The sequence below is a fragment of the Mycobacterium sp. P4_H6 genome (genome assembly GCF_056400845.1).
The window spans coordinates 1-20115 of sequence record NZ_JBFUKN010000050.1 but is presented as its reverse complement, the minus strand read 5'-3'; the positions used below and the strand labels follow the sequence as shown (position 1 = coordinate 20115).

Annotated in this window: 19 protein-coding genes and 1 pseudogene; 9 read left to right on the top strand and 11 right to left on the bottom strand. The window is 66.2% G+C overall.

From position 1 onward, the window contains the following. Positions 1–65: 65 nt before the first annotated feature. The 5 genes from AC1DTF_RS20065 to AC1DTF_RS20045 form a co-directional block, all read right to left on the bottom strand. A complete protein-coding gene (locus AC1DTF_RS20065) occupies positions 66–1268 on the bottom strand; it encodes an MCE family protein (protein ID WP_477475329.1) in 1203 nt (400 codons plus the stop codon). Positions 1269–1275: 7 nt separating this feature from the next. Beyond that, a complete protein-coding gene (locus AC1DTF_RS20060; RefSeq protein ID WP_057167818.1) occupies positions 1276–2118 on the bottom strand; it encodes an MlaE family ABC transporter permease in 843 nt (280 codons plus the stop codon). A 7-nt stretch (positions 2119–2125) separates the two neighbouring features. Continuing rightward, positions 2126–2890: an MlaE family ABC transporter permease gene (locus tag AC1DTF_RS20055; RefSeq protein ID WP_057167859.1), complete on the bottom strand. Its 765-nt coding sequence runs from the start codon at positions 2888–2890 to the stop codon at positions 2126–2128. Between the two features lie 273 nt (positions 2891–3163). Beyond that, positions 3164–4093, bottom strand: coding sequence for a 3-oxoacyl-ACP reductase (locus AC1DTF_RS20050; RefSeq protein WP_235571205.1), 930 nt, complete (start codon positions 4091–4093; stop codon positions 3164–3166). A 22-nt stretch (positions 4094–4115) separates the two neighbouring features. Continuing rightward, complete coding sequence (locus AC1DTF_RS20045; RefSeq protein WP_057167820.1) at positions 4116–4307, bottom strand: ferredoxin; 192 nt, start codon at positions 4305–4307, stop codon at positions 4116–4118. A 165-nt stretch (positions 4308–4472) separates the two neighbouring features. On the opposite strand from AC1DTF_RS20045, the gene AC1DTF_RS20040 reads away from it, so the two are divergent. From AC1DTF_RS20040 to lpqN (AC1DTF_RS20015), 6 genes are all read left to right on the top strand, one after another. Next, complete coding sequence (locus tag AC1DTF_RS20040) at positions 4473–5657, top strand: acyl-CoA dehydrogenase (RefSeq protein WP_477475328.1); 1185 nt, start codon at positions 4473–4475, stop codon at positions 5655–5657. A gap of 9 nt (positions 5658–5666) precedes the next feature. Next, positions 5667–6764 (top strand): acyl-CoA dehydrogenase family protein, encoded by a 1098-nt coding sequence (locus tag AC1DTF_RS20035; protein ID WP_477475327.1) that lies wholly within the window; start codon positions 5667–5669, stop codon positions 6762–6764. Positions 6765–6767: 3 nt separating this feature from the next. After that, positions 6768–8279 (top strand): long-chain-fatty-acid--CoA ligase FadD17, encoded by a 1512-nt coding sequence (gene fadD17 / locus AC1DTF_RS20030; RefSeq protein WP_477475326.1) that lies wholly within the window; start codon positions 6768–6770, stop codon positions 8277–8279. Next, positions 8279–9094, top strand: a complete 816-nt coding sequence (locus AC1DTF_RS20025) for an SDR family NAD(P)-dependent oxidoreductase (protein WP_477475325.1) — start codon at positions 8279–8281, stop codon at positions 9092–9094. The genes fadD17 and AC1DTF_RS20025 overlap by 1 nt, the downstream gene beginning before the upstream one ends. 152 nt (positions 9095–9246) lie before the next feature. Next, positions 9247–9975: an envelope biogenesis lipoprotein LpqN gene (lpqN, locus tag AC1DTF_RS20020; RefSeq protein ID WP_477475324.1), complete on the top strand. Its 729-nt coding sequence runs from the start codon at positions 9247–9249 to the stop codon at positions 9973–9975. A gap of 107 nt (positions 9976–10082) precedes the next feature. Continuing rightward, positions 10083–11756, top strand: a complete 1674-nt coding sequence (gene lpqN, locus AC1DTF_RS20015) for an envelope biogenesis lipoprotein LpqN (RefSeq protein WP_477475323.1) — start codon at positions 10083–10085, stop codon at positions 11754–11756. Positions 11757–11783: 27 nt separating this feature from the next. Here the strand turns inward: lpqN (AC1DTF_RS20015) and AC1DTF_RS20010 are convergent, their stop codons facing one another. The 3 genes and pseudogenes from AC1DTF_RS20010 to AC1DTF_RS20000 all read right to left on the bottom strand — a co-directional run bounded on the left by AC1DTF_RS20010 (position 11784) and on the right by AC1DTF_RS20000 (position 13946). Continuing rightward, positions 11784–12248, bottom strand: coding sequence for a hypothetical protein (locus tag AC1DTF_RS20010; RefSeq protein ID WP_477475347.1), 465 nt, complete (start codon positions 12246–12248; stop codon positions 11784–11786). A 204-nt stretch (positions 12249–12452) separates the two neighbouring features. Continuing rightward, a pseudogene (locus tag AC1DTF_RS20005) lies at positions 12453–12584 on the bottom strand (DUF2510 domain-containing protein); the annotation flags it as partial. Between the two features lie 192 nt (positions 12585–12776). After that, on the bottom strand, positions 12777–13946 hold the full coding sequence (locus tag AC1DTF_RS20000) for an NADH:flavin oxidoreductase (protein WP_477475346.1): 1170 nt from the start codon (positions 13944–13946) through the stop codon (positions 12777–12779). Positions 13947–13974: 28 nt separating this feature from the next. Here AC1DTF_RS20000 and AC1DTF_RS19995 point away from each other — a divergent pair, with 28 nt between their 5' ends. Next, positions 13975–14949: an NAD-dependent epimerase/dehydratase family protein gene (locus AC1DTF_RS19995; protein WP_477475322.1), complete on the top strand. Its 975-nt coding sequence runs from the start codon at positions 13975–13977 to the stop codon at positions 14947–14949. On the opposite strand, the gene AC1DTF_RS19990 is transcribed toward AC1DTF_RS19995, so the two are convergent. Further along, the gene (locus tag AC1DTF_RS19990; protein ID WP_057167827.1) at positions 14935–15489 is read right to left on the bottom strand and encodes a helix-turn-helix domain-containing protein; all 555 of its coding nucleotides are present in this window, start codon (positions 15487–15489) and stop codon (positions 14935–14937) included. The two genes, AC1DTF_RS19995 and AC1DTF_RS19990, sit on opposite strands and share 15 nt — an antisense overlap. A 49-nt stretch (positions 15490–15538) precedes the next feature. Between AC1DTF_RS19990 and AC1DTF_RS19985 the strand changes: the two genes are divergently transcribed. Both AC1DTF_RS19985 and AC1DTF_RS19980 read left to right on the top strand, forming a co-directional pair. Further along, the gene (locus tag AC1DTF_RS19985) at positions 15539–17137 is read left to right on the top strand and encodes a succinic semialdehyde dehydrogenase (RefSeq protein ID WP_477475321.1); all 1599 of its coding nucleotides are present in this window, start codon (positions 15539–15541) and stop codon (positions 17135–17137) included. A gap of 14 nt (positions 17138–17151) precedes the next feature. Continuing rightward, entirely contained in the window at positions 17152–17637 is a 486-nt protein-coding gene (locus tag AC1DTF_RS19980; protein ID WP_477475345.1) for a DinB family protein, read from the top strand. On the opposite strand, the gene AC1DTF_RS19975 is transcribed toward AC1DTF_RS19980, so the two are convergent. Further along, the gene (locus tag AC1DTF_RS19975; RefSeq protein ID WP_057167829.1) at positions 17634–18755 is read right to left on the bottom strand and encodes an NAD(P)H-dependent flavin oxidoreductase; all 1122 of its coding nucleotides are present in this window, start codon (positions 18753–18755) and stop codon (positions 17634–17636) included. The genes AC1DTF_RS19980 and AC1DTF_RS19975 overlap by 4 nt on opposite strands. Beyond that, positions 18752–20115, bottom strand: a 1364-nt coding sequence (locus AC1DTF_RS19970; protein ID WP_477475320.1) for an acyl-CoA synthetase, incomplete at its 5' end; no start/stop codon positions are given. The genes AC1DTF_RS19970 and AC1DTF_RS19975, both read right to left, overlap by 4 nt.

Genomic DNA, 20115 nt, shown 5'->3' with positions numbered 1-20115 from the left:
GATTTCACTGTTCTTTGTGACACGAGGCTCTTCGCGTAGGCGCTCATCGCGGCGCAACCTGATCATCAGAAATCGTCCCGTTCCGCGAACGCGCCGTTGAACAGGAACTGCAGTGTCGAGGGCGCATTGAACTGCAGTTCGGTGTTCGGTTGGTAGGGCACGTAGGCGTTGTCGGTCACCAGGAACGGTGTGTGATACCAGGATCCGCCGAGCTGCTTACCCGGGACGTCGGGAAGTCCGCGGCAGTTCGGTCCGCCCGAGGCATTCACCACGGGCAGGCTCTCGGGGTAGGTGTAGGACGGCGCGCCGGGCAGGAAGTTGGATGCGACGAACAGGCCGGGCCGGATGCCGCCGATGACGGGGGCGAAGGTGTCCAGCGCCTTTGACGTGCCCTGCAGCGTGCAACCGATCACCGGCGAGTAGTCGCCGGCCACCTTGAGGACCGCGCGCATCCGCTGGATCGCGGCGATGTAGTCGTCGGCGGCCGGTTCCAGTGTGGCGGTGCCGTTCTCGGCGAAACCGGTGGCCGCGAGCAGCGCGGCGTTGAGGTTGTCCTGTTCGTCGACGATGGTCTGGGCCAGCCGGGGCGCGTTGTCCAGGATGGTCGCCAGGTCCGGTCCGGCGTCACCGTAGATATCGGCCACCACGGCGGTCTTACGGAAGTCCTCGGCCACTGTGGGCAGCTTCGGATTGAGCTGGGCCAGATAGCTGTTCAGCCCGGCCATCGCGGCACCCGCATCGTCTCCGTTGCCACGCAGGCCCTCGCCCAACGCGGTCACCGTGGCGTTCAGGTTGATTGGGTCCACCTTGTGCAGCACATCGGTGAGGGTCTGGAACAGCGTGTTGACCTCGAGCTGCACATCGGCGGCCGCGATGCTGGTGCCCGGCCGCAAGGGGGTGTCGCGGGGATCCTCCGGTGGCAGGAACTCCACCGACTTCGCACCGAAAACCGTGGTGCCGGCGATCTTCACGACGGCGTTGGACGGGATGAAGCGCATCTGGCTGCGGTCGATGGACAGCGTCAGCTTCGCCTGATTCCCGGCGTAGGCGATCTCGCTGACCTTGCCGATCTGGATACCCCGGTATTTGACCTTGGCGTCCCGCTCCATCACCAGGCCGGCCCGCTCCGAGGTCACCGTGACGGTGTCGGTCGGGGTGAATGCCGCGGTGAAGAACAGGTAGGTGAACAGCACGGCGAGGGCGATCAGCGCGGCCAGGATCGCGGCGGCGATCCGGACATGGCTGCGTTTGGCGGTTCCGTCGGACATCCGTGGCCTACCCGGAGAGATTGAAGTTGCCGGACGCGCCGTACACGGCGAGTGAGATGAACAGGGTGATGGTGACGACGACGATCAGCGAGGTGCGCACGGCCTGGCCGACCGCGATGCCCACGCCGACGGGTCCGCCGGAGGCGTTGTAGCCGTAGTAGGTGTGCACCAGCATGACCGCGATCGACATGACGATGGCCTGCAGGAAGGACCACAGCAGGTCGCTCGGTATCAGGAAGGTGTTGAAGTAATGGTCGTACAGACCTGCGCTCTGGCCGTTGATGAAGACGGTGGTGAAGCGGGCCGCGAAGAAGGCCGCGAGCACCGACAGCGAGTACAGCGGGACGATGGCGATCAGTCCGGCGATGATCCGCGTCGACACCAGATACGAAACCGCGTGCACCGCCATGGCTTCCACGGCATCGATCTCTTCGGCCACCCGCATGGCGCCCAGCTGTGCTGTCGTACCGGCGCCGATGGTGGCCGCCAGCGCGATCCCGGCGATCACCGGGGCCACGATGCGCACGTTGAGGAAGGCCGAGAGGAAGCCGGTCAGCGCCTCGATGCCGATGTTGCCCAGCGAGGAGTAGCCCTGCACCGCGATGACACCGCCGGAGGCCAGCGTGAGGAACGCCGCGACACCGACCGTTCCGCCGATCATGACCAGTGCGCCTGCGCCCATGGTCATCTCGGCGACCAGCCGGATGGTTTCCTTGCGGTAGCGGGTGAGCGCGTTGGGGATGTAGCGCATCGACTCGCCGTAGAACAGCGCCTGCTCACCGATGTTGTCCACGGCTCGCGGGACGCCCCGGAAGAACCGGCGCAGCCGCACCGTCGCGTCGTAGCTCATGAGCGCCTCACCGCTCCAGCACTCGGACGCCGACGGCGGTCAGGATGACGTTGACCACGAACAGGCAGATGAAGGCGTAGACCACGGTCTCGTTCACCGCGATGCCCACACCCTTGGGCCCGCCCTGCACGGTCAGCCCGCGGTAGCAGCCGACCAGGCCGGCCAGCAGGCCGAACAGCAGGGCCTTGAACATGGCGAGCACCAGCTCGCCGAGGCCGGTGAGGATGGTCAGCCCGTTGATGAACGCGCCGGGGTTCACGCCCTGCAGGAAGACCGAGAACACGTAGCCGCCGGACAGGCCGATGGCGCACACCAGGCCGTTGAGCAGCACCGCCACGACGGTCGAGGCGAGCACGCGGGGCACCACGAGTCGCTGGATCGGATCGATGCCCAGCACCCGCATGGCGTCGATCTCTTCGCGGATGGTGCGGGCGCCGAGATCCGCGCAGATCGCGGTGGCGCCGGCGCCGGCGACCACCAGCACGGTCACCACCGGACCCAGCTGGGTGATGGTGCCGAAGGCAGTGCCTGCTCCGGACAGATCGGCGGCGCCGATCTCGCGCAGAAGGATGTTGAGGGTGAAGGCAACCAGGACCGTGAACGGGATGGACACCAGGAGCGTCGGCACCAACGACACCCGCGCGATCATCCACGTCTGGTCGAGAAATTCGCGGAACTGGAACGGCCGGCGCCACATCTTGACGAAGGTGTCGATGGTCATTTCGACGAACCCACCCACGGCCCGCGCCGGAGCCGCAAGCTGTTCGATCAACCTCGACTCCATTCTCGAACGGGGTTGGAATCCCACACTGGCGAAGTACCCGACAATAGCCGGAATTTGTTCGCTCTGGCGGTCTTTCCACCCCTGATGTGCACGGTGCGCTTAGTGAGCGGGCTCATAGTAACTAGAACACGTTCACAGTGTCAAAGAACCGCAATCTTCGTGGAAAACTCCCGTTTCTGCTGGTCACAGACGGTGTGATCGAGGTCATTCTAGAACGTGTTCTATCGACCCCAGAACGGGCGAATATACGGTTCTCCGGACTCAAGAACCCATTAGCGCAGTAGCGGAGAATCCTATTTCCGGATCCCTCTCAGCAAAGAACTCGCCCAGCGTCGCGCTCAGCGCCGCCGGATCCCAGGCGTCCCCGCCGGCATCGAAACGCTGCGCGGCCACCGGCGCGGCGACCAGGGTCACCGTCGGGCCGTACACGATGAACAGCTGACCGTTGACGCGGTCCGAGGACGGCGAGGCCAGGTAGCTCACCAGCGTCACGACGTGTTCCGGTGACAGCGCGTCGACCTGACCGTCGGCAAGATCGGGCGCGTCACCGAACACGTCGGCGGTCATCGCGGTGCGTGCGCGCGGCGCGATCGCATTGGCTCGCACGCCGTACCGGCTCAGGCCACGGGCCGCCGAGAGTGTCAGTGCGGTGATACCGGCCTTGGCCGCGCCGTAGTTGGCCTGCCCGACCGGACCGGCGATACCGGCCTCCGACGACGTGTTGATGATCCGGCCGTACACCTGACCGTCGGCGGATTCCTTGGCCTTGGCCTTCCAGTACGTCGCGGCATTGCGGGTCAGCAGGAAGTGACCGCGCAGATGCACGGCGATCACCGCATCCCAGTCCTCGTCGGACATGTTGAACAGCATGCGGTCCCGGGTGATCCCGGCGTTGTTGACCACGATGCCCAGGCCACCCAGCCGGTCCGCGGTCTCGACGAGTTCGTCCGCGGTGCTGCGGGCGCTGATATCGCCGGCCACCGCCACGCCCTTGGACCCGGCCGCCTCGATCTCGGCGAGCACATCGGACTTGTCGAGTGCCCCGGCCATGTCGTTGACCACGACGGTCGCGCCGGCGCGGGCCAGCCCGATCGCCTCGGCACGACCCAGGCCTGCGGCCGCGCCGGTGACGACGGCGACCTTCCCGGACAGATCGATCGCGTTATCGCTCGTTGCGGTGTCTGGAGCCACAGTACGAATACCTCTAGTTTCTTCAGTCTTTGCGGATCAGGGCTGCCCGTGGGCACTCTGCGACGGACTGCTCGGCCAGGTCCTCCTGGTCGGCGGGTACCGGGTCGGCCTTGACCACCGCGTAGTCATCGTCATCGAGATCAAACAGGTCGGGGGCGATACCGAGACACACCGCATTGCCTTCGCAGCGGTCCCGATCGACTTCTACGTGCATGACAACCTCCTCGCACTCCGGGTCAGGGCGGGCTGCCCCTGTGCTGTCYGACAATACCGCCCTGGACCGCAAGACTAGAACGTGTTACAACGAGACAGATGGACGGGTACCACCATGTGCCCGCCGGTGCACCGGCAACGAACCCCGAACAGTGAGGACGTCCCCATGCGGATCGGTTATACCGCCGAGCAGGAGGAGTTGCGCCGCGAACTGCGGTCCTACTTCCAGAAACTGATGACTCCGGAGCGGGCCGAAGCGCTGGGCGCCAGCGATGGCGAGATGGGCCGCGGCAACGTCTACCGCGAAACCGTCGAGCAGATGGGCAAGGACGGATGGCTGACGCTGTCCTGGCCCAAGGAGTACGGCGGCCAGGCCCGTCCGCCGATGGACGGCCTGATCTTCAACGACGAGGCCTCGATCGCCAATGTGCCGGTCCCGTTCCTGACCATCAACTCCGTCGCGCCGACCATCATGCATTTCGGCACCGAGGAGCAGAAGCAGTTCTTCCTGCCCAAGATCGCGGCAGGCAAACTGCATTTCTCCATCGGCTACTCCGAGCCCGGCGCCGGCACCGACCTCGCATCCCTGCGTACCACCGCCGTCCGCAGTGGTGACGAGTACGTCATCAACGGTCAGAAGATGTGGACCAGCCTGATCGCCTACGCCGACTACGTGTGGCTGGCGGTGCGCACCAACCCGGAAGCCAAGAAGCACCGCGGTATCTCGATGCTGATCGTGCCGACCACCGCCGAGGGCTTTTCCTGGACACCGGTGCACACCATGTCCGGTGTGGACACCAGCGCCACCTACTACCAGGACGTCCGGGTGCCGACCAGCGCCCTGGTCGGCGAGGAGAACGCGGGCTGGAAACTGGTCACCAACCAGCTCAACCACGAGCGCGTCGCGCTGGTCTCGGCGCAGCCGATCTTCGTCGCCCTCAACGGCGTTCGCGAATGGGCACAGAACACCAAGGACGTGCACGGCAAGCGGCTGATCGACTCCGAGTGGGTCCAGCTCAACCTCGCCCGGGTGCACGCCAAGGCCGAGGTGCTCAAGCTCATCAACTGGGAGCTCGCGTCCGCCTCCGACGACAATTCGCCGTCTCCGGCCGATGCGTCCGCGGCCAAGGTGTTCGGCACCGAACTCGCGACCGAGGCCTACCGCCTGCTGATGGAGGTGCTCGGCACCTCGGCGACGCTGCGGACCGGATCACCCGGCGCGCTGCTGCGCGGGCGGGTCGAGCGGATGCACCGCTCCTGCCTGATCCTGACCTTCGGCGGCGGCACCAACGAGATCCAGCGCGACATCATCGGCATGGTCGCACTCGGCCTGCCCCGAGTGAACCGGTAAGGAACAGACATGGACTTCACCCCTACCGAAGCCTCCGTCGATCTCGGCGGACTGGTGCGCACCATCACCGAATCGGTGGTCACCCCCGAGCACCAGCGGGTGCTCGACGGACTCGACCAGCGTTTCGACCGCGACCTGTGGGCCAAGCTGATAGAGGCCGACATCCTGTCCACCGCGGCCCCGGAATCCCTGGGCGGCGGCGGTTTCGGTGTGCTGGAGCAGGCGGCCGTGCTGACCGCCCTGGGCCGGCAGCTGGCCGCGGTGCCCTACCTGGAATCGGCGGTGCTCGCCGCCGGTGCGCTGGAGAAGTTCGGATCGCAGGCGCTGCAGCAGGATTGGGCAGTGCCGGCCGTCAACGGCACCAAGATCCTCACGGTCGCCGTGGACGGCGAGATGGGCCAGGGCCCGGTCCAGGCGCAGGCGGACGGATCAGGGTTCCGGCTGACCGGTTCGCGCACCCAGGTGGCCTACGGTCCGGTGGCCGACGCCTTCCTGGTGCCCGCCGAGACCGACTCCGCCACCTTGGTCTTCCTGGTGAGCACCGATGACCCCGGCGTCACGCTGAGCACGCTGGACACCACCGGTCACGGTGCCGTCGGGCACCTGGAACTCTCCGGCACGACCGTCGGCGCCGAACGCGTCGTCGGCGATGCCGAGGTGCTGGAGTGGCTCACCGTGCAGGCGGCGCTGGGCCGCACCGCATTCCAGCTCGGTGTGCTCGAACGCGCCCTGGAACTCACCGCGGTGTACGCCCGCGAGCGGGAGCAGTTCGATCGGCCGATCGGCAGCTTCCAGGCCGTCTCGGCGCGACTTGCCGACGGCTATATCGACGTCAAGGCGCTGCGGTCGACGCTCACCCAAGCCGCGTGGCGGCTGTCCGAGGACCTACCCGCCGCTATCGACGTGGCCAGTGCCGCGTTCTGGGCGGCCGACGCCGGACATCGCGTCGCCCACACCGCGGTGCATGTACACGGCGGTGTCGGTATCGATACGGATCACCCGATCCACCGCTACTTCCTGGCCGCCAAGCAGACCGAGTTCGCGATCGGTGGGGCGACCGGCCAGTTGCTGCGGATCGGCCGTGAGCTGGCCGACGCACCCGTGTAGCCGGTGGCAGAACACGGCGGACCCACCGTCACCGAACTGCTGAGACCACTTGTCGATGTCACCGACCGTGGTGTGTACGAGGGAGATTCGTTCAGCAGCTGGCAGGAACACATCGCGTCCGGCGCGCAGCTGGCCGCGGCTCTCGGCGCGCGGCTGGATCCGTCCCGGCCCCCGCACATCGGCGCGCTGCTCGGCAACACCACGTTCTTCTCCACGCTGTTGGTGGCGGCCGGGCTGCGTGGCCTGGTCCCGGTGGGGCTGAACCCGACCCGTCGCGGCGCGGCCCTGGCCTCCGATATCGCCAGGGCCGATTGCCAGTTGGTCCTCACCGACGACCCGAGCGTGGTGCCGCCCGGAGTCGATCACATCGACGTCGGATCCGCCTCGTGGAAAGCCGAACTCGCCTCCTACGCCGGCGCTCCGGTGACGTTCGCCGACCTGTCCGGCGATGACCTGTTCATGCTGATCTTCACCTCCGGCACCAGCGGTGAACCCAAGGCCGTGCGGGTGACCCATGACAAGGTCGCCTTCCCCGGAGCGATGTTGGCCGAGCGGTTCGGGCTGGGTCCCGAGGACACCTGCTATCTGTCCATGCCGCTGTTCCACTCCAACGCGATCATGGCCGGCTGGTCGGTGGGGGTCGCCGCAGGCGCCTCGATTGCGCTGCGCCGCAAATTCTCCGCGTCACAGTTCATCCCCGACGCTCGCCGCTACCGCGCCACCTACGCCAACTACGTCGGCAAACCGCTGTCCTACATCCTGGCCACACCCGAGCGTCCCGACGACGCCGACAATCCGCTGAAATTCCTGTACGGCAACGAGGGTGCGCCGCGTGACCTGCCCCGGTTCGCCGCCCGTTTCGGCGTGCGGGTGGTCGATGGATTCGGCTCCACCGAAGGCGGTGTGGCGATCGCCCGCACCCCCGACACCCCGGACGGCTCGCTGGGACCGCTGACCGACGAGGTGGCGATCGTCGATGTCGAGACCGGGCAGCCGTGCGCACCAGGTGTGGTCGGCGAGCTGGTCAACCCGACCGGCGCGGGCTGGTTCCGCGGCTACTACAACTCCCCCGACGCCGAGTCCGACCGGATGGCCGGCGGTGTCTATCACACCGGCGACCTCGCCTACCGCGACGAAGCCGGCTACATCTACTTCGCCGGGCGGCTCGGCGATTGGATGCGGGTGGACGGCGAGAACCTGGGCACCGCACCCATCGAGCGGATCCTGTTGCGCCATATCGATATCGCCGAGGCGGCCGTGTACCCGATCCCGGACCCGGCCGTCGGCGACCGGGTGATGGCCGCGGTGGTCCTCGGCAACGCTGCCACCTTCGACGTGGAGTCGTTCCGCGCGTTCCTGGACGAGCAACCGGATCTCGGGCCGAAGCAGTGGCCGTCGTTCGTCCGGGTCGCCACCGCGCTGCCCCGCACCGCGACCTTCAAGGTGCTCAAGCGGGTGCTGTCCGCGCAGGGAACAGACTGCGCCGATCCGGTGTACCCGGTTAAAGTCCGCTGATGGCCCTCGACCCGTCCGCAGTATCCCTGCAGGGACGGGTCGCGGTCGTCACCGGCGGCGGGGCCGGCATCGGCCGTGGCATCGCTGCCGGTCTGGTCGCTTTCGGCGCCCGCGTGGCGATCTGGGAACGCGACGAGGCCACCTGCGTCGCGGCGGCGACCGAGATCGGCGGGCTCGCGCTGGTGACCGATGTCCGGGAGTCCGCGGCCGTGGATGCGGCGCTGGCCCGCACCGTCGAGCACCTCGGCCCTCCGCACATTCTGGTCAACAATGCCGGCGGAACCTTCGGCTCACCCCTGCTGGACACCTCCGAGAACGGCTGGGATGCCTTGTACCGCGCCAACCTCCGGCAGGTCTTCCTGTGTACACAGCGGGTGGCCCGGGTGATGGTCGAGGCCGCGCACGGCGGCAGCATCATCAACGTGACATCGATCGAAGGTGTCCGCGCCGCACCCGGTTACGCGGCGTATGCCGCGGCGAAGGCCGGTGTCATCAACTACACCAGGACCGCCGCACTCGAACTCGCCGAGCACGGCATCCGGGTCAACGGTCTGGCACCGGATTTCACCCTGACCGAGGGGCTGGCGGCGATGTCGGGCCCGCAACGCCTACAGGACGCTGGGCGGATGGTCCCGATGGGCCGCGGTGGTCACGTCGACGAAATGGCCGGCGCGGCGGTGTTCCTGGCCTCAGATCTGTCCAGTTACGTGACCGGCCAGACCATTCATGTCGACGGCGGGACGCACGCCGCCGGCGGCTGGTACCGGCACCCGGAGTCCGGTGACTACACGCTCGGCCCGGGCAGAACATCGTAAGAGAATTTGCTGTCACGGTCGAGACATATCCGGGCGCAATTTTTGAGTACTTCTACCTAGCATGTAGCAGCGATATCTGGGCTACGCTTCCGAACGGAATGAGCATGGCAAGTGTTTGCCATGAATAAGACTTTCACAACAAGGGGTTCATGATGAAGACATCTGCAATTGCCGGTGTTGCGGCAATAGCCACCACATTGGGCTTGATCCTGTCCGGCTGCGGCTCGGACACCAAGACCACCGAGGGGTCCGCCAAGACCAGTGCCTCCGCGGAATCCTCGAAGGCGTCGACGAGCGAATCCGCGCCGAAGACAACGAAGCCCAAGGTGGCACCGCGCGACGAACTCACGGACTCCACCGGACCGAACGAGACGATCGCCAGCTACATCGAGGCCAACGGCATCCAGGAGACGCCGGTCCGCCGCGGCGACCCAGGTGCGCCTACATTTGACATTCCTGTCCCTGAAGGGTGGGAGGATGCTGGTGCCGACACCCCAGAATGGGCTTATGGCGCAGTCATATACGCAGGGCCCGAGGCCGCGGAGTATACGCCCAGCATCGTGGCGATCGTGTCCAAGCTGACTGGCAACGTCGACCCGCAGCGAATCATCGATCTGGCCGGCGGCGAGTTGCAGAACCTGCCCGAATTCGACGGTGGTGAGGGCGAGGTGACAACCCTGGGCGAGTATCCGGCGTTCCAACTCGCTGGCACGTGGGTGCAAGAGGGCCTGACAAAGCTGGTAGGGCAGAAAACAGTCGTGGTCCAGGGAAGCGACGGACTCTACGTACTGCAGCTCAACGCGGACGGCACCGAGGACCAGGTCGATATCGTGAGTGCAGCAACGACTGTCATCGACTCCGAAACTGCGATTGCCCCCTAGGTTTTTGATTTTTGAGAATGCCGCCGCGATCTCGAGTTTGATCGAGGCGGCATTCGTCTGTTTACCTACTAACAGCCAGGTAAATTGACCCGGCGAGGAGGGGCGCGGTGGAGGGCACAGAATTCGGGCGATATCGCCTCGAGAAACTCCTCGGGAGAGGGGGAATGGGCGAAGTCTGGCGTGCCCGTGACACCGCAACTGATCGCACTGTCGCGATCAAGGTCTTGCTTGGACACTGGGCTCATGACGAGGTATTCCAGAAGCGCTTTCGGCGCGAGGCACATGCAGTAGCATCCCTTAACGAACCTCATATTGTGCCCATCCACGACTACGGCGAAATCGACGGCCAGCTATTCGTGGACATGCGTCTCATCGAGGGGCAAGATCTGCAGTCCCTAATATCATCCGGCCCGATCGAACCCGGTCGCTCAGTCAATATTGTCGCGCAAATAGCGATGGCTCTGGAGGCGGCGCACAGCATCGGCCTTACGCACCGTGACATCAAGCCGTCAAATATTCTCGTCGGCAAGTTCGACTTTGCGTACCTGATCGACTTTGGCATCGCGCATGCCAGCGGTCAGGCCGGGTTGACAAGTACCGGAAGCACAATCGGCACTTGGCACTACATGGCGCCGGAGCGGTTCGAGAGCGGTCACGCCGACGCGCGAGCGGACATATACGCCCTTACTTGCGTTCTGTATGAATGCTTGACTGGTTCGCGTCCATTTCCGGGCGAGAGTGTGCAGCAACAGATTGCGGCGCACCTTATGACGCCACCGCCCTTGCCGTCGCGTGCCGGGCTAGGAATACCAAGCTCTCTAGACGCTGTCATAAGCAAAGGCATGGCCAAAGACCCAAGTCACCGCTATCAATCTGCGCTGCAGTTCGCAGATTCGGCCCGGGCTGCGCTTACTCAGGCCGCCGCCATTTCCGCCACACCTACCCAGCATGCTGTATTCGCGCAAGATCAACCGATTTCGAACACTCACCAGGCGCCTGCATACCCAACCATTCAGTCCGGCAGCCACCCTCGGCGTCCCATTAAAACAACCTGGATAGTCGCTGGCGCAGTAGGGCTCGTCGCCATCATGGCCGCCATGGCGGCTCTAGTTGCGAATGGCTCTTCGCCCAACACTCCAGTCTCGTCACCCACGACGACGTCTTCCCTACGCCCCACGACAACTCAGCCGAAACCGACGACAAATCGGACCACCACGCCGGCTCCTAGCCCTTCTAACTCGCAACGACATACACCCGGTTCATTCCCAACCATCGCTAGCTATATCCAAGAGAATGGGATCCGGGAGCAGCCGGTGAAGCGCGGCGACCCGGGTGCGCCGACAATCGATCTTCCCTTCCCTGACGGCTGGAAGGACGCTGGTGCAGACACCCCCGAATGGGCCTACGGCGCAATCATTTACGCAGGTCCGGAATCCRCCGAATACACCCCGAGCATCGTCGCGCTGGTGTCAAAGCTGACTGGCAACGTCGACCCGCAGACGATCATCGAGGTGGCCGGCGGCGAACTAAAGAACCTTCCGGGGTATACGGGATCAAATGACGGCATGGCGAGCACGCTGAGTGGATTCTCGGCCTACCAACTCGGCGGTACATGGGTGAGCGATGGGCAAACGAAGATCGTTGCGCAGAAGACTGTGGTGATACCAGGTCGCGATGGACTGTACGTGCTGCAACTCAACGCCGACGGCGTCGAGTCCCAGATGGACATTGTCGTTGCTGCGACCGACATAATCGACTCCGAGACCCGAATCAGCCCCTAGCAAGCGGAACGAAACACCAGACTCGAACTATCCGCTAGCGGCTCGATTGATGGTAAAGCCGAATTGGATCAGCGGCTCGAGCGGTCTTGATGAACTGCCCGGGAGCACGCTAAAGCAGACGAACTCGCCACTCGGTTCGATACCAGAGACGTAATAGTCAATCTGCGCCATGGCGAGTGCATTTCGCATCTTGTAGTCGGAGTCGAACTGGCTCATCGTTATGTAATCGCCGCGACCAACTCGGGCTTGGCAGAGTGCGCCGCCGGAACTTCCAGGCAGTCCGCCGTGCCCATCTACAAATGTGCCTGTCTTACAGACTGATTCGATCCAGTCGTCCCGCACCCCGGCAATGGATTCAACGTCAGCCGTGTCCATTTGGTCGTCGAAAGCACTTCCCGAACCGCTATCGGCAGTGGCCGGGTCCGGCGATTCGCTAACAATGAGCCTGACTACTCCAAACACCACGACGGCGAGTACCAGAAGACCGAGCACTACGGCGAGGATCCGACCCGGCCTCTGCGGCGAGTTCGGCCTGTTTGCCCCATGATGACCGGCTGCCGTCGGTGGCTGATAGCCACCGGGCACTGGTACCGGGCCGTAGCCCGCAAGTTTCGGCACCTCACTGCTAGAGCGCGCTGGTTGAGGGCTTAGGGCTTGATACGGTGGCCTGGGGCTTGAACTCCCGACGCCGTGACGCCTAGCGTGCGTAGTCCATCGCGACCCATCCCAGTACCGCTCTAGCGACGGGTCGACTGAACTCGGGTACCACCCAGGCTGTGCTGCTGACAAGGCTCCCCCACCGAAATCTGCGAACGGTGGCGCGAGCATAACGCCAACGACGGCCAACCGTATAGTGCCGCGGAGAATCGTCATCTCGCACACAGTTGTCCTATCCGCCAGACCTCCCACCAAGCGCGCTTGGTCGAGCGTCTAGATATGCAGGAATGGCTCGATCCGCAGTTGTCACGATGCCGGCGCACCGCAGCTTCACCGCGGGCGCCGGCATCGCTCGTCCGGGCATCAGGCCGGTGTACGGATGACACAGCGGGTGCCGCTGTACACCGTCGGCATGCATTTCATGCAGTGCACGCACAATCCCGCCGTCGCCGTCTCGTCGCGGAACCGGTTGACCAGAGCAGGATCCCGCAGCAACGCACGGGCCATCGCCACGAATTCGAAACCCTCGGCCAGTGCGCCGCGCACGGTGTCCAGCTCGTTGATACCGCCCAGCAGGATCAGCGGCATGTCCAGCGTCTCGCGGAACTGGCGGGCTGTCGGCAGGAAGAACGCCTCCTCGAAGGGGTATTCACGAAAGAGCCTCCTGCCGATGACGCGCAACCCCAGTCCGACCGGCGTCGGCTGCGAGGCGATGAACTCCGCCATCGGGACCGGACCGCGGAAGTAGTACATCGGGTTGAGAAGTGAACTGCCCCCGGTGAGTTGCAGCGCGTCAAGGTGACCGTCGGACTGCAGGAGGTGTGCCGTCGCGAGGCTGTCGGTGAGCCAGAAGCCGCCGGGCACACCATCGTCCATGTTGAATTTGGCTGTCACGGCGACGGATTCACCCACCGTGGCGCGAACCCGTTCGGCCACCCGCCGGGCCAGCTCGGCACGCCGGGTGGTGTCACCGCCGAATTCGTCACTGCGGCGATTGAGGTTCGGGCTGAAGAACGAACTGATGAGATAGCCGTGGCCCATGTGGATCTCGATGGCATCGAACCCGGCCTCGACCGCATGGCGGGCCGCGGCACCGAACCGGTCCACCACGGCGGCGAGCTGAGTGGTGGTGGCCGCCCTGACCCGGCCCATCGCCGGAGCGCTGAACCGGCTGCTCGGCGCCAGCGACGGGGTGCGGTTGGACAGCGTGTTGGCGACCAGTCCGGCGTGCCCGATCTGGGCACATGCCAGGGCACCTTCGGCGTGCACCACCTCGGTCAGGCGCCGCAGTCCGGGCACGGCATCCGCGCCGAGCACGACGGTGTCGCGGTGCACCCGACCGCCTGGTGAGATCGCCAGATAGGCGACGGTGGTCATCGCCGCGCCACCGCGCGCGACCTCGGCGTGGAAGTCGATCAGCGCGTCACCGACCCGCCCTCCGCCCATCACGCCCTCGAACGTGGCCGCCTTGATGAACCTGTTTTTCAGCGTCAGGGGGCCCAGCGTCCCCGGCGTGAATGCTTTCGATACCATTGGCATCGAAATATAGCAGGAGGTTCGCATGCGCATCGCGGTCACCGGGGGCACCGGCTATCTGGGCGCTCACACCGTGCGCGCACTGCTGGAGGCCGGGCACCAGATCCGACTACTGGTCGCGCCGGGCTGCGCCGGCGACGCGGTGATCCCCCGGCTCGCCGCGCTCGGCGAGGTGGACGTCCTCGACGGCGACATCCGCTCGGCCGACACCGTCACCCGTCTGCTGAACGGTTGCGATGCCGTCATCCACGCCGCCGGGGTGGTCGGCACCGACCGCCGCCGCGAGGCACTGATGTGGGAGATCAACGCCCATGCGACCGAAGCGGTGCTCACCCGGGCCGCCGAGGCGGGCTTGGATCCGATCGTCTCGGTGAGCAGTTACAGCGCGCTCTTCCCGGCGCCGGATGGCGTGATCACGGCCGACACTCCCCCGGCGCCGGGACGCAGCCCGTACGCCCAGACCAAGGCGTACGCCGACCGGGCCGCGCGGCGGCTGCAGGAGCGGGGTGCGCCGGTGGTCGTCACCTACCCGTCCAGCGTCGTGGGTCCGGCCTTCTGGACCGCCGCCGGGGTGACCGAACGCGGCTGGGGCCCGATGGTGCGCGCCGGTGTCGCGCCGCGCATGCCGGGCGGCATGCAGATGGTCGACGTCCGCGATGTCGCCGACGTGCACGCCACGCTGATGCACGCCGGGTGCGGGCCCAGGCGGTACGTGTGCGGCGGCCTGATGCTGACGTTCGACGCGATGGTCGACGCGCTGGAGCAGGGATCTGGCCACCCCATCCGGCGAGTACCGCTGTCGCCGAGGATCTTTCGGGGCATCGGATGGGTAGCCGATGCGTTCGGCCGGGTGGTGCCGCTCGGGGACGGCCTCAGCCACGAGGCGGCGCTGCTGCTGACGGCGGCGACCCCGACCGATGATGCGCGCACGCTCACCGAGTTGGGGCTGACCGGCTGGCGGTCACCACGGCGGGCGATCATCGCGTCATTCGGGCGGTGATGCGCCCAATGCGGTGCACAGCAGCTGCACCAGCCGGTCCTGCAGCATCGGCGCATCGTCGTCGGCGGCGACGGTGGTGACGAACAACGCTGCGCCCGCCGCCATGGCCAGTGCCGCCCGGGCATCCACTTCGGCGCCGTACCCCTGCGCGGCGAACAGCTCGATCGCCGGGCCACTGAACCCGGCCCACAGCGCCGTGCGCATCTCGTCGTTCTCCCGCAGCGCCAGCAGGAGTCCGGGGACCGCCTCCTTGACGTCGGGGCGGCCGAACAACAGGTGACTGCCGCGCACCACCCAGTCGATCCACCCGGTGAGGTCCGTGCCGGTGAACGGGGACATGTCGGGGGTCTCGCCGAGGATGGCGTGCAGGACCAGTTCTGCCTTGGAGGACCAGCGCCGGTTCAGACTGGAACGCCCGACCCCGGCGCGGGTGGCCACCAACCGCACGCTCAGTTCGTCCCAACCGACCTCGACCAGCAGTTCCCGTGTCACGGCCAGCACGCGCTCGTCGATCGAGGCGTCCCGTGGCCGTCCGGTCATGCCCCAGATTCAACCGCATCGGCCTTGGTCGGAACCGCCGGTACCAGGTATGTTGGGCGACACCAGCAAGTTACTCACCAGTAGGAGAGTTGCCATGCCCGCTCCGTCCGCCGCCGACTTCGCCCGCCTCCGGGCGTTGTGCGCCATCGAGGACATCGACACCCGACCGTCCCGCCAGATCTATGAGGTGTTCACCGGCAGGGAATTGACCACCATCCCGGTCGGCACCACCGAGGATGTCGCTGCCGCCTTCGCGAAGGCCCGCGCGGCACAGGTCGCCTGGGCCGCCCGCCCGGCCCGCGAGCGCGCCGCCATCATCGAACGATTCCGCAGCCTGGTGATCGAGCACCGCGACTTCCTGATGGATGTGGCGCAGGCCGAGACCGGTAAGGCACGGGCGGCCGCGCAAGAAGAGATCCTCGACATGATGCTCAACGCGCGGTACTACGCGCGTGAGGCGAACCGGCTGTTGTCCCCGAAGCGGGTTCAGGGCCTGTTGCCCGGCCTGGTCAAGACCGTGGTCAATCACTGGCCCAAGGGCGTCATCGGTGTCATCGCACCGTGGAACTACCCGATGGCGCTGTCCATCTCGGATTCCATCCCGGCACTGCTTGCCGGCAACGCGGTGGTCGTCAAACCCGACAGCCAGACCCCCTACTGCACCCTGGCCAACGCCGAATTGCTCTATGCCGCAGGCGTTCCACCCGAAGTGTTCGCCGTGGTCCCCGGGCCGGGATCGGTCGTCGGCACCGCCATCGTGGAGCACTGCGACTACCTGATGTTCACCGGATCCACGGCCACCGGCCGCGCCCTGGCCGAGCAGTGCGGGCGCCGGCTGATCGGGTTCTCCGCCGAACTGGGCGGCAAGAACCCGATGATCGTCACCAAGGGCGCCAATCTCGATGTGGCCGCCAAGGCCGCCACCCGGGCCTGCTTCTCCAACGCCGGGCAGCTGTGCATCTCCATCGAACGCATCTACGTCGAGCGCGAGATCGCCGACGAATTCACCGCCAAGTTCGGTGAGCGGGTGCGCAACATGCGGCTCTCCACTGCCTACGACTTCACCGCCGACATGGGCAGCCTGATGTCCGAGGACCAGGTCAAGACCATGACCAATCATGTCGACGATGCGAAGGTCAAGGGCGCCAAGGTAATTGCCGGTGGCAACGCCCGGCCCGACCTCGGACCGCTGTTCTACGAGCCGACGGTGCTCACCGATGTCACCGATGAGATGGAGTGCGGGCGCAACGAGACCTTCGGTCCGCTGGTGTCGATCTACCCGGTGGCCGACGTCGAGGAGGCCATCGAGCGGGCCAACGACACCGAGTACGGACTCAACGCCAGCGTGTGGGCGGCCAGCAAGGCCGAGGGCGAGGCGATCGCCGCGCGGCTGCAGGCCGGCACCGTCAACGTCGACGAGGGTTACGCCCTGGCGTTCGGCAGCACCGCAGCCCCGATGGGCGGCATGAAGGCCTCCGGTATCGGCCGCAGGCACGGCGCGGACGGCATCCTGAAGTACACCGAATCGCAGACGGTGTCCACCGCGCGGGTGATCAATCTCGATGCGCCGCTGGGGATCCCGCAGACGCTGTGGCAGAAGGCACTGACCCCGATGATCCAGCTGGTGCAGAAGCTGCCCGGGCGGTGAGCACCGAGCGGCCGATGCCGCCGCTCGACGGGGACGAACGCACAAACCTTGCGAGCTGGCTGGATTTCTACCGGGCCACCCTCGCGGGCAAGTGCGCCGGCCTGACCGACGCGCAACTGCGCACCGCGCCGGTGCCGCCGTCGACGCTCACGCTGCAGGGTCTGTTGCAGCACGAGACCGAGGTCGAGCGGAACTGGTTCCGCCGGGTGCTGCTCGGCGAGGATGTGCCCACCCTGTACGGGCCCCGATCGGTCGAGGGTCACGACGGCGGGTTCGCACCGGCCGACGTGTCCTTCGAAAGTGTCTACCGCACATGGCAGGACGAGGTCGACCGGTCGCGAACCGCCTGCGCCGACCGGCCGCTCGACGACACCAGCCCGTTCATGGGTGGTGCGGTCACGCTGCGCTGGATCTACACGCACATGATCGGTGAGTACGCCCGCCACTGCGGGCACGCCGACCTGATCCGGGAGGCCCTGGACGGGGCCACCGGCGTCTAACTTCCGGCGATGCCGTCGAGACGCTTGGTGGCTTCCTCGAAACCGCTGACCAGTTCGCCGATGATGTCGGCGACGGGGCGGATCTCGTTCATCCGGCCCACGATCTGACCGACCGGCATCGCGACGGCGGTCGGATCCGAGGACTCGTTCATCCGCTGATGGGCCTCGCTGACGAGGATGTTCTGCAGCGGCATGGGCAGCGGGTCGGGTGCGTTCTCGGCATCCCACGCGTCGGTCCAGCGACTCTTGAGCAGCCGGGCCGGCTTGCCGGTGTAGATCTTGCGGCGCACGGTGTCACTGGAGGTGGCGTCGAGCATGGCCTGCTGGATGGTCGACACCCCGGAGGCCTGCCGCACACCGAGGTCGTACTCGGCAGAGGTCAGGAAGGCCGAGCCCATCCAGACGCCTTGCGCACCGAGGGCCAGCGCCGCGGCGACCTGGCGTCCAGTCCCGATACCGCCGGCTGCGAGCACCGGGGCCTTACCGTCGAGTGCGTCGACGATCTCGGGCCACAGGACCACCGATCCGATCTCACCGGTGTGCCCACCGGCCTCATGGCCCTGGGCGACGACGATGTCGACACCGTTCTCGGCATGGCGCAGCGCGTGTTTGGCGCTGCCGGCCAGCGCGGCCACCGGCACACCCGCGGCGTGGGCCTGGTCGATGACATCCTTGGGCGGCGAGCCGAGTGCATTGGCGATCAGTTTGATCGGATGCTTGAGTGCCACATCGACGTGGCTGCGCGCCACCGAGTGCAGCCAGCCCAGCACACCCTCGGACTTCTCCTCGTCCTCGGGCAGCGGCGGCACCCCGAGATCGGCGAGCGTCTTGGCCACGAAATCGCGGTGCGTCTCCGGGATCAGCTTGTTGATGTCGACGCTGGTGCCCTCGGTGGGGATCTTGGCGGGCATCACGATGTCGACGCCGTAGGGCTTGCCGTCGGTGTTGGCGTCCATCCACTGCAGGACGTTCTCCAGGTCGTCGGCATCGTTGAACCGCACGCAGCCCAGCACGCCGAGCCCGCCGGCCTTGCTGACCGCGGCGGCCACCTTCTCCGACGGGGTGAAGACGAAGATCGGGTATTCGATCCCGAACCGTTCACACAGTTCAGTTCTCATGATGCGGCTCCTGCGTGCTTGGCGTGAATATCGTCGGCGGGTCGTTCCTCGGTGGTGTCCTTGGCCCACCGGTAATCCGGCTTGCCCGCGGGCGAGCGCTTCACCTCGTCGACCAGCCAAAGGCTGCGCGGCACCTTGTATCCCGCGATCTCGGTACGGACGTGAGCGTCCAGATCGGACAGCGTCGGACGGGTGCCCTCGCGAGGCTGCACCACGGCGGCGACGTGCTGGCCGAAGCGTTCGTCGGGCACGCCGACGACGAGTGCGTCGAACACATCGGGATGTCCCTTGAGCGCCGCCTCGACCTCTTCGGGGTAGATCTTCTCGCCGCCGCTGTTGATCGACACCGAGCCGCGGCCCAGCATCGTCACGCTGCCGTCGGCTTCGACCTCTGCGTAATCACCCGGAATCGCATACCGCACACCGTTGTACGTCCGGAACGTCTCGGCGGTCTTCTTCTCGTCCTTGAAGTAGCCGACCGGGATGTGACCGCATTTGGCGATGATGCCGCGCACACCCGAACCGGGTACGACCTCGTTACCGTCCTCGTCGAGAACCTTGGTGTTCTTGTCGATGGTGACCCGCGGACCGCCGGTGTGCGACTGCCCCTTGGCCACGATGCTGGTGCCGCCGAATCCGGTTTCCGAGGAACCGATCGAGTCGGTGATGACCCGGTTGGGCAGCAGCTCGAGGAACTTCTCCTTGAGGCTGGTGGAGAACAGCGCCGCGGTGCTGGCCAACAGGAAGAGCGATGACAGGTCATAAGGTTCTGATCCTGGGGCGCCCTCGTCCTGGTGTGCCAGCAGGGCGTCGAGCAGCGGGCGCGCCATCGCGTCGCCGGTGAAGAAGAGCAGATTGACCTTGTGGTCGTGGATCAGACGCCACACCTGATCGGCGTCGAATTCCGGTGTCAGCACCACGGTCTGACCGGAGAAAAGGGCCATCCAGGTGGCCGACTGGGTGGCGCCGTGGATCATCGGGGGGATGGGCAGCCGGATCATCGGCGCGTTGGCAGCGGCCTGCTTGGACAGGTCGTATTCGTCGGCGATGGGCTCCCCGGTGGCGAAGTCGGTGCCGCCGAACAACACCCGGTAGATGTCCTCGTGGCGCCACATCACACCCTTGGGGAAACCGGTGGTGCCGCCGGTGTAGAGCAGGTAGATGTCGTCCTCGCTGCGCGGGCCGAAATCGCGCTCCGGCGAGCCCTGGGCGAGGGCGGCCTCGAACTCGACGCCGCCGTACCGCTGGTAGTCGTCGTCGGATCCGTCCTCGACGACCAGGACGGTCTTCACGTTCGGCGTCTCGGGCAGCACGTTGGCGACCCGGTCGGCGTAGCGGCGCTCGTGGATCAGCGCGACCA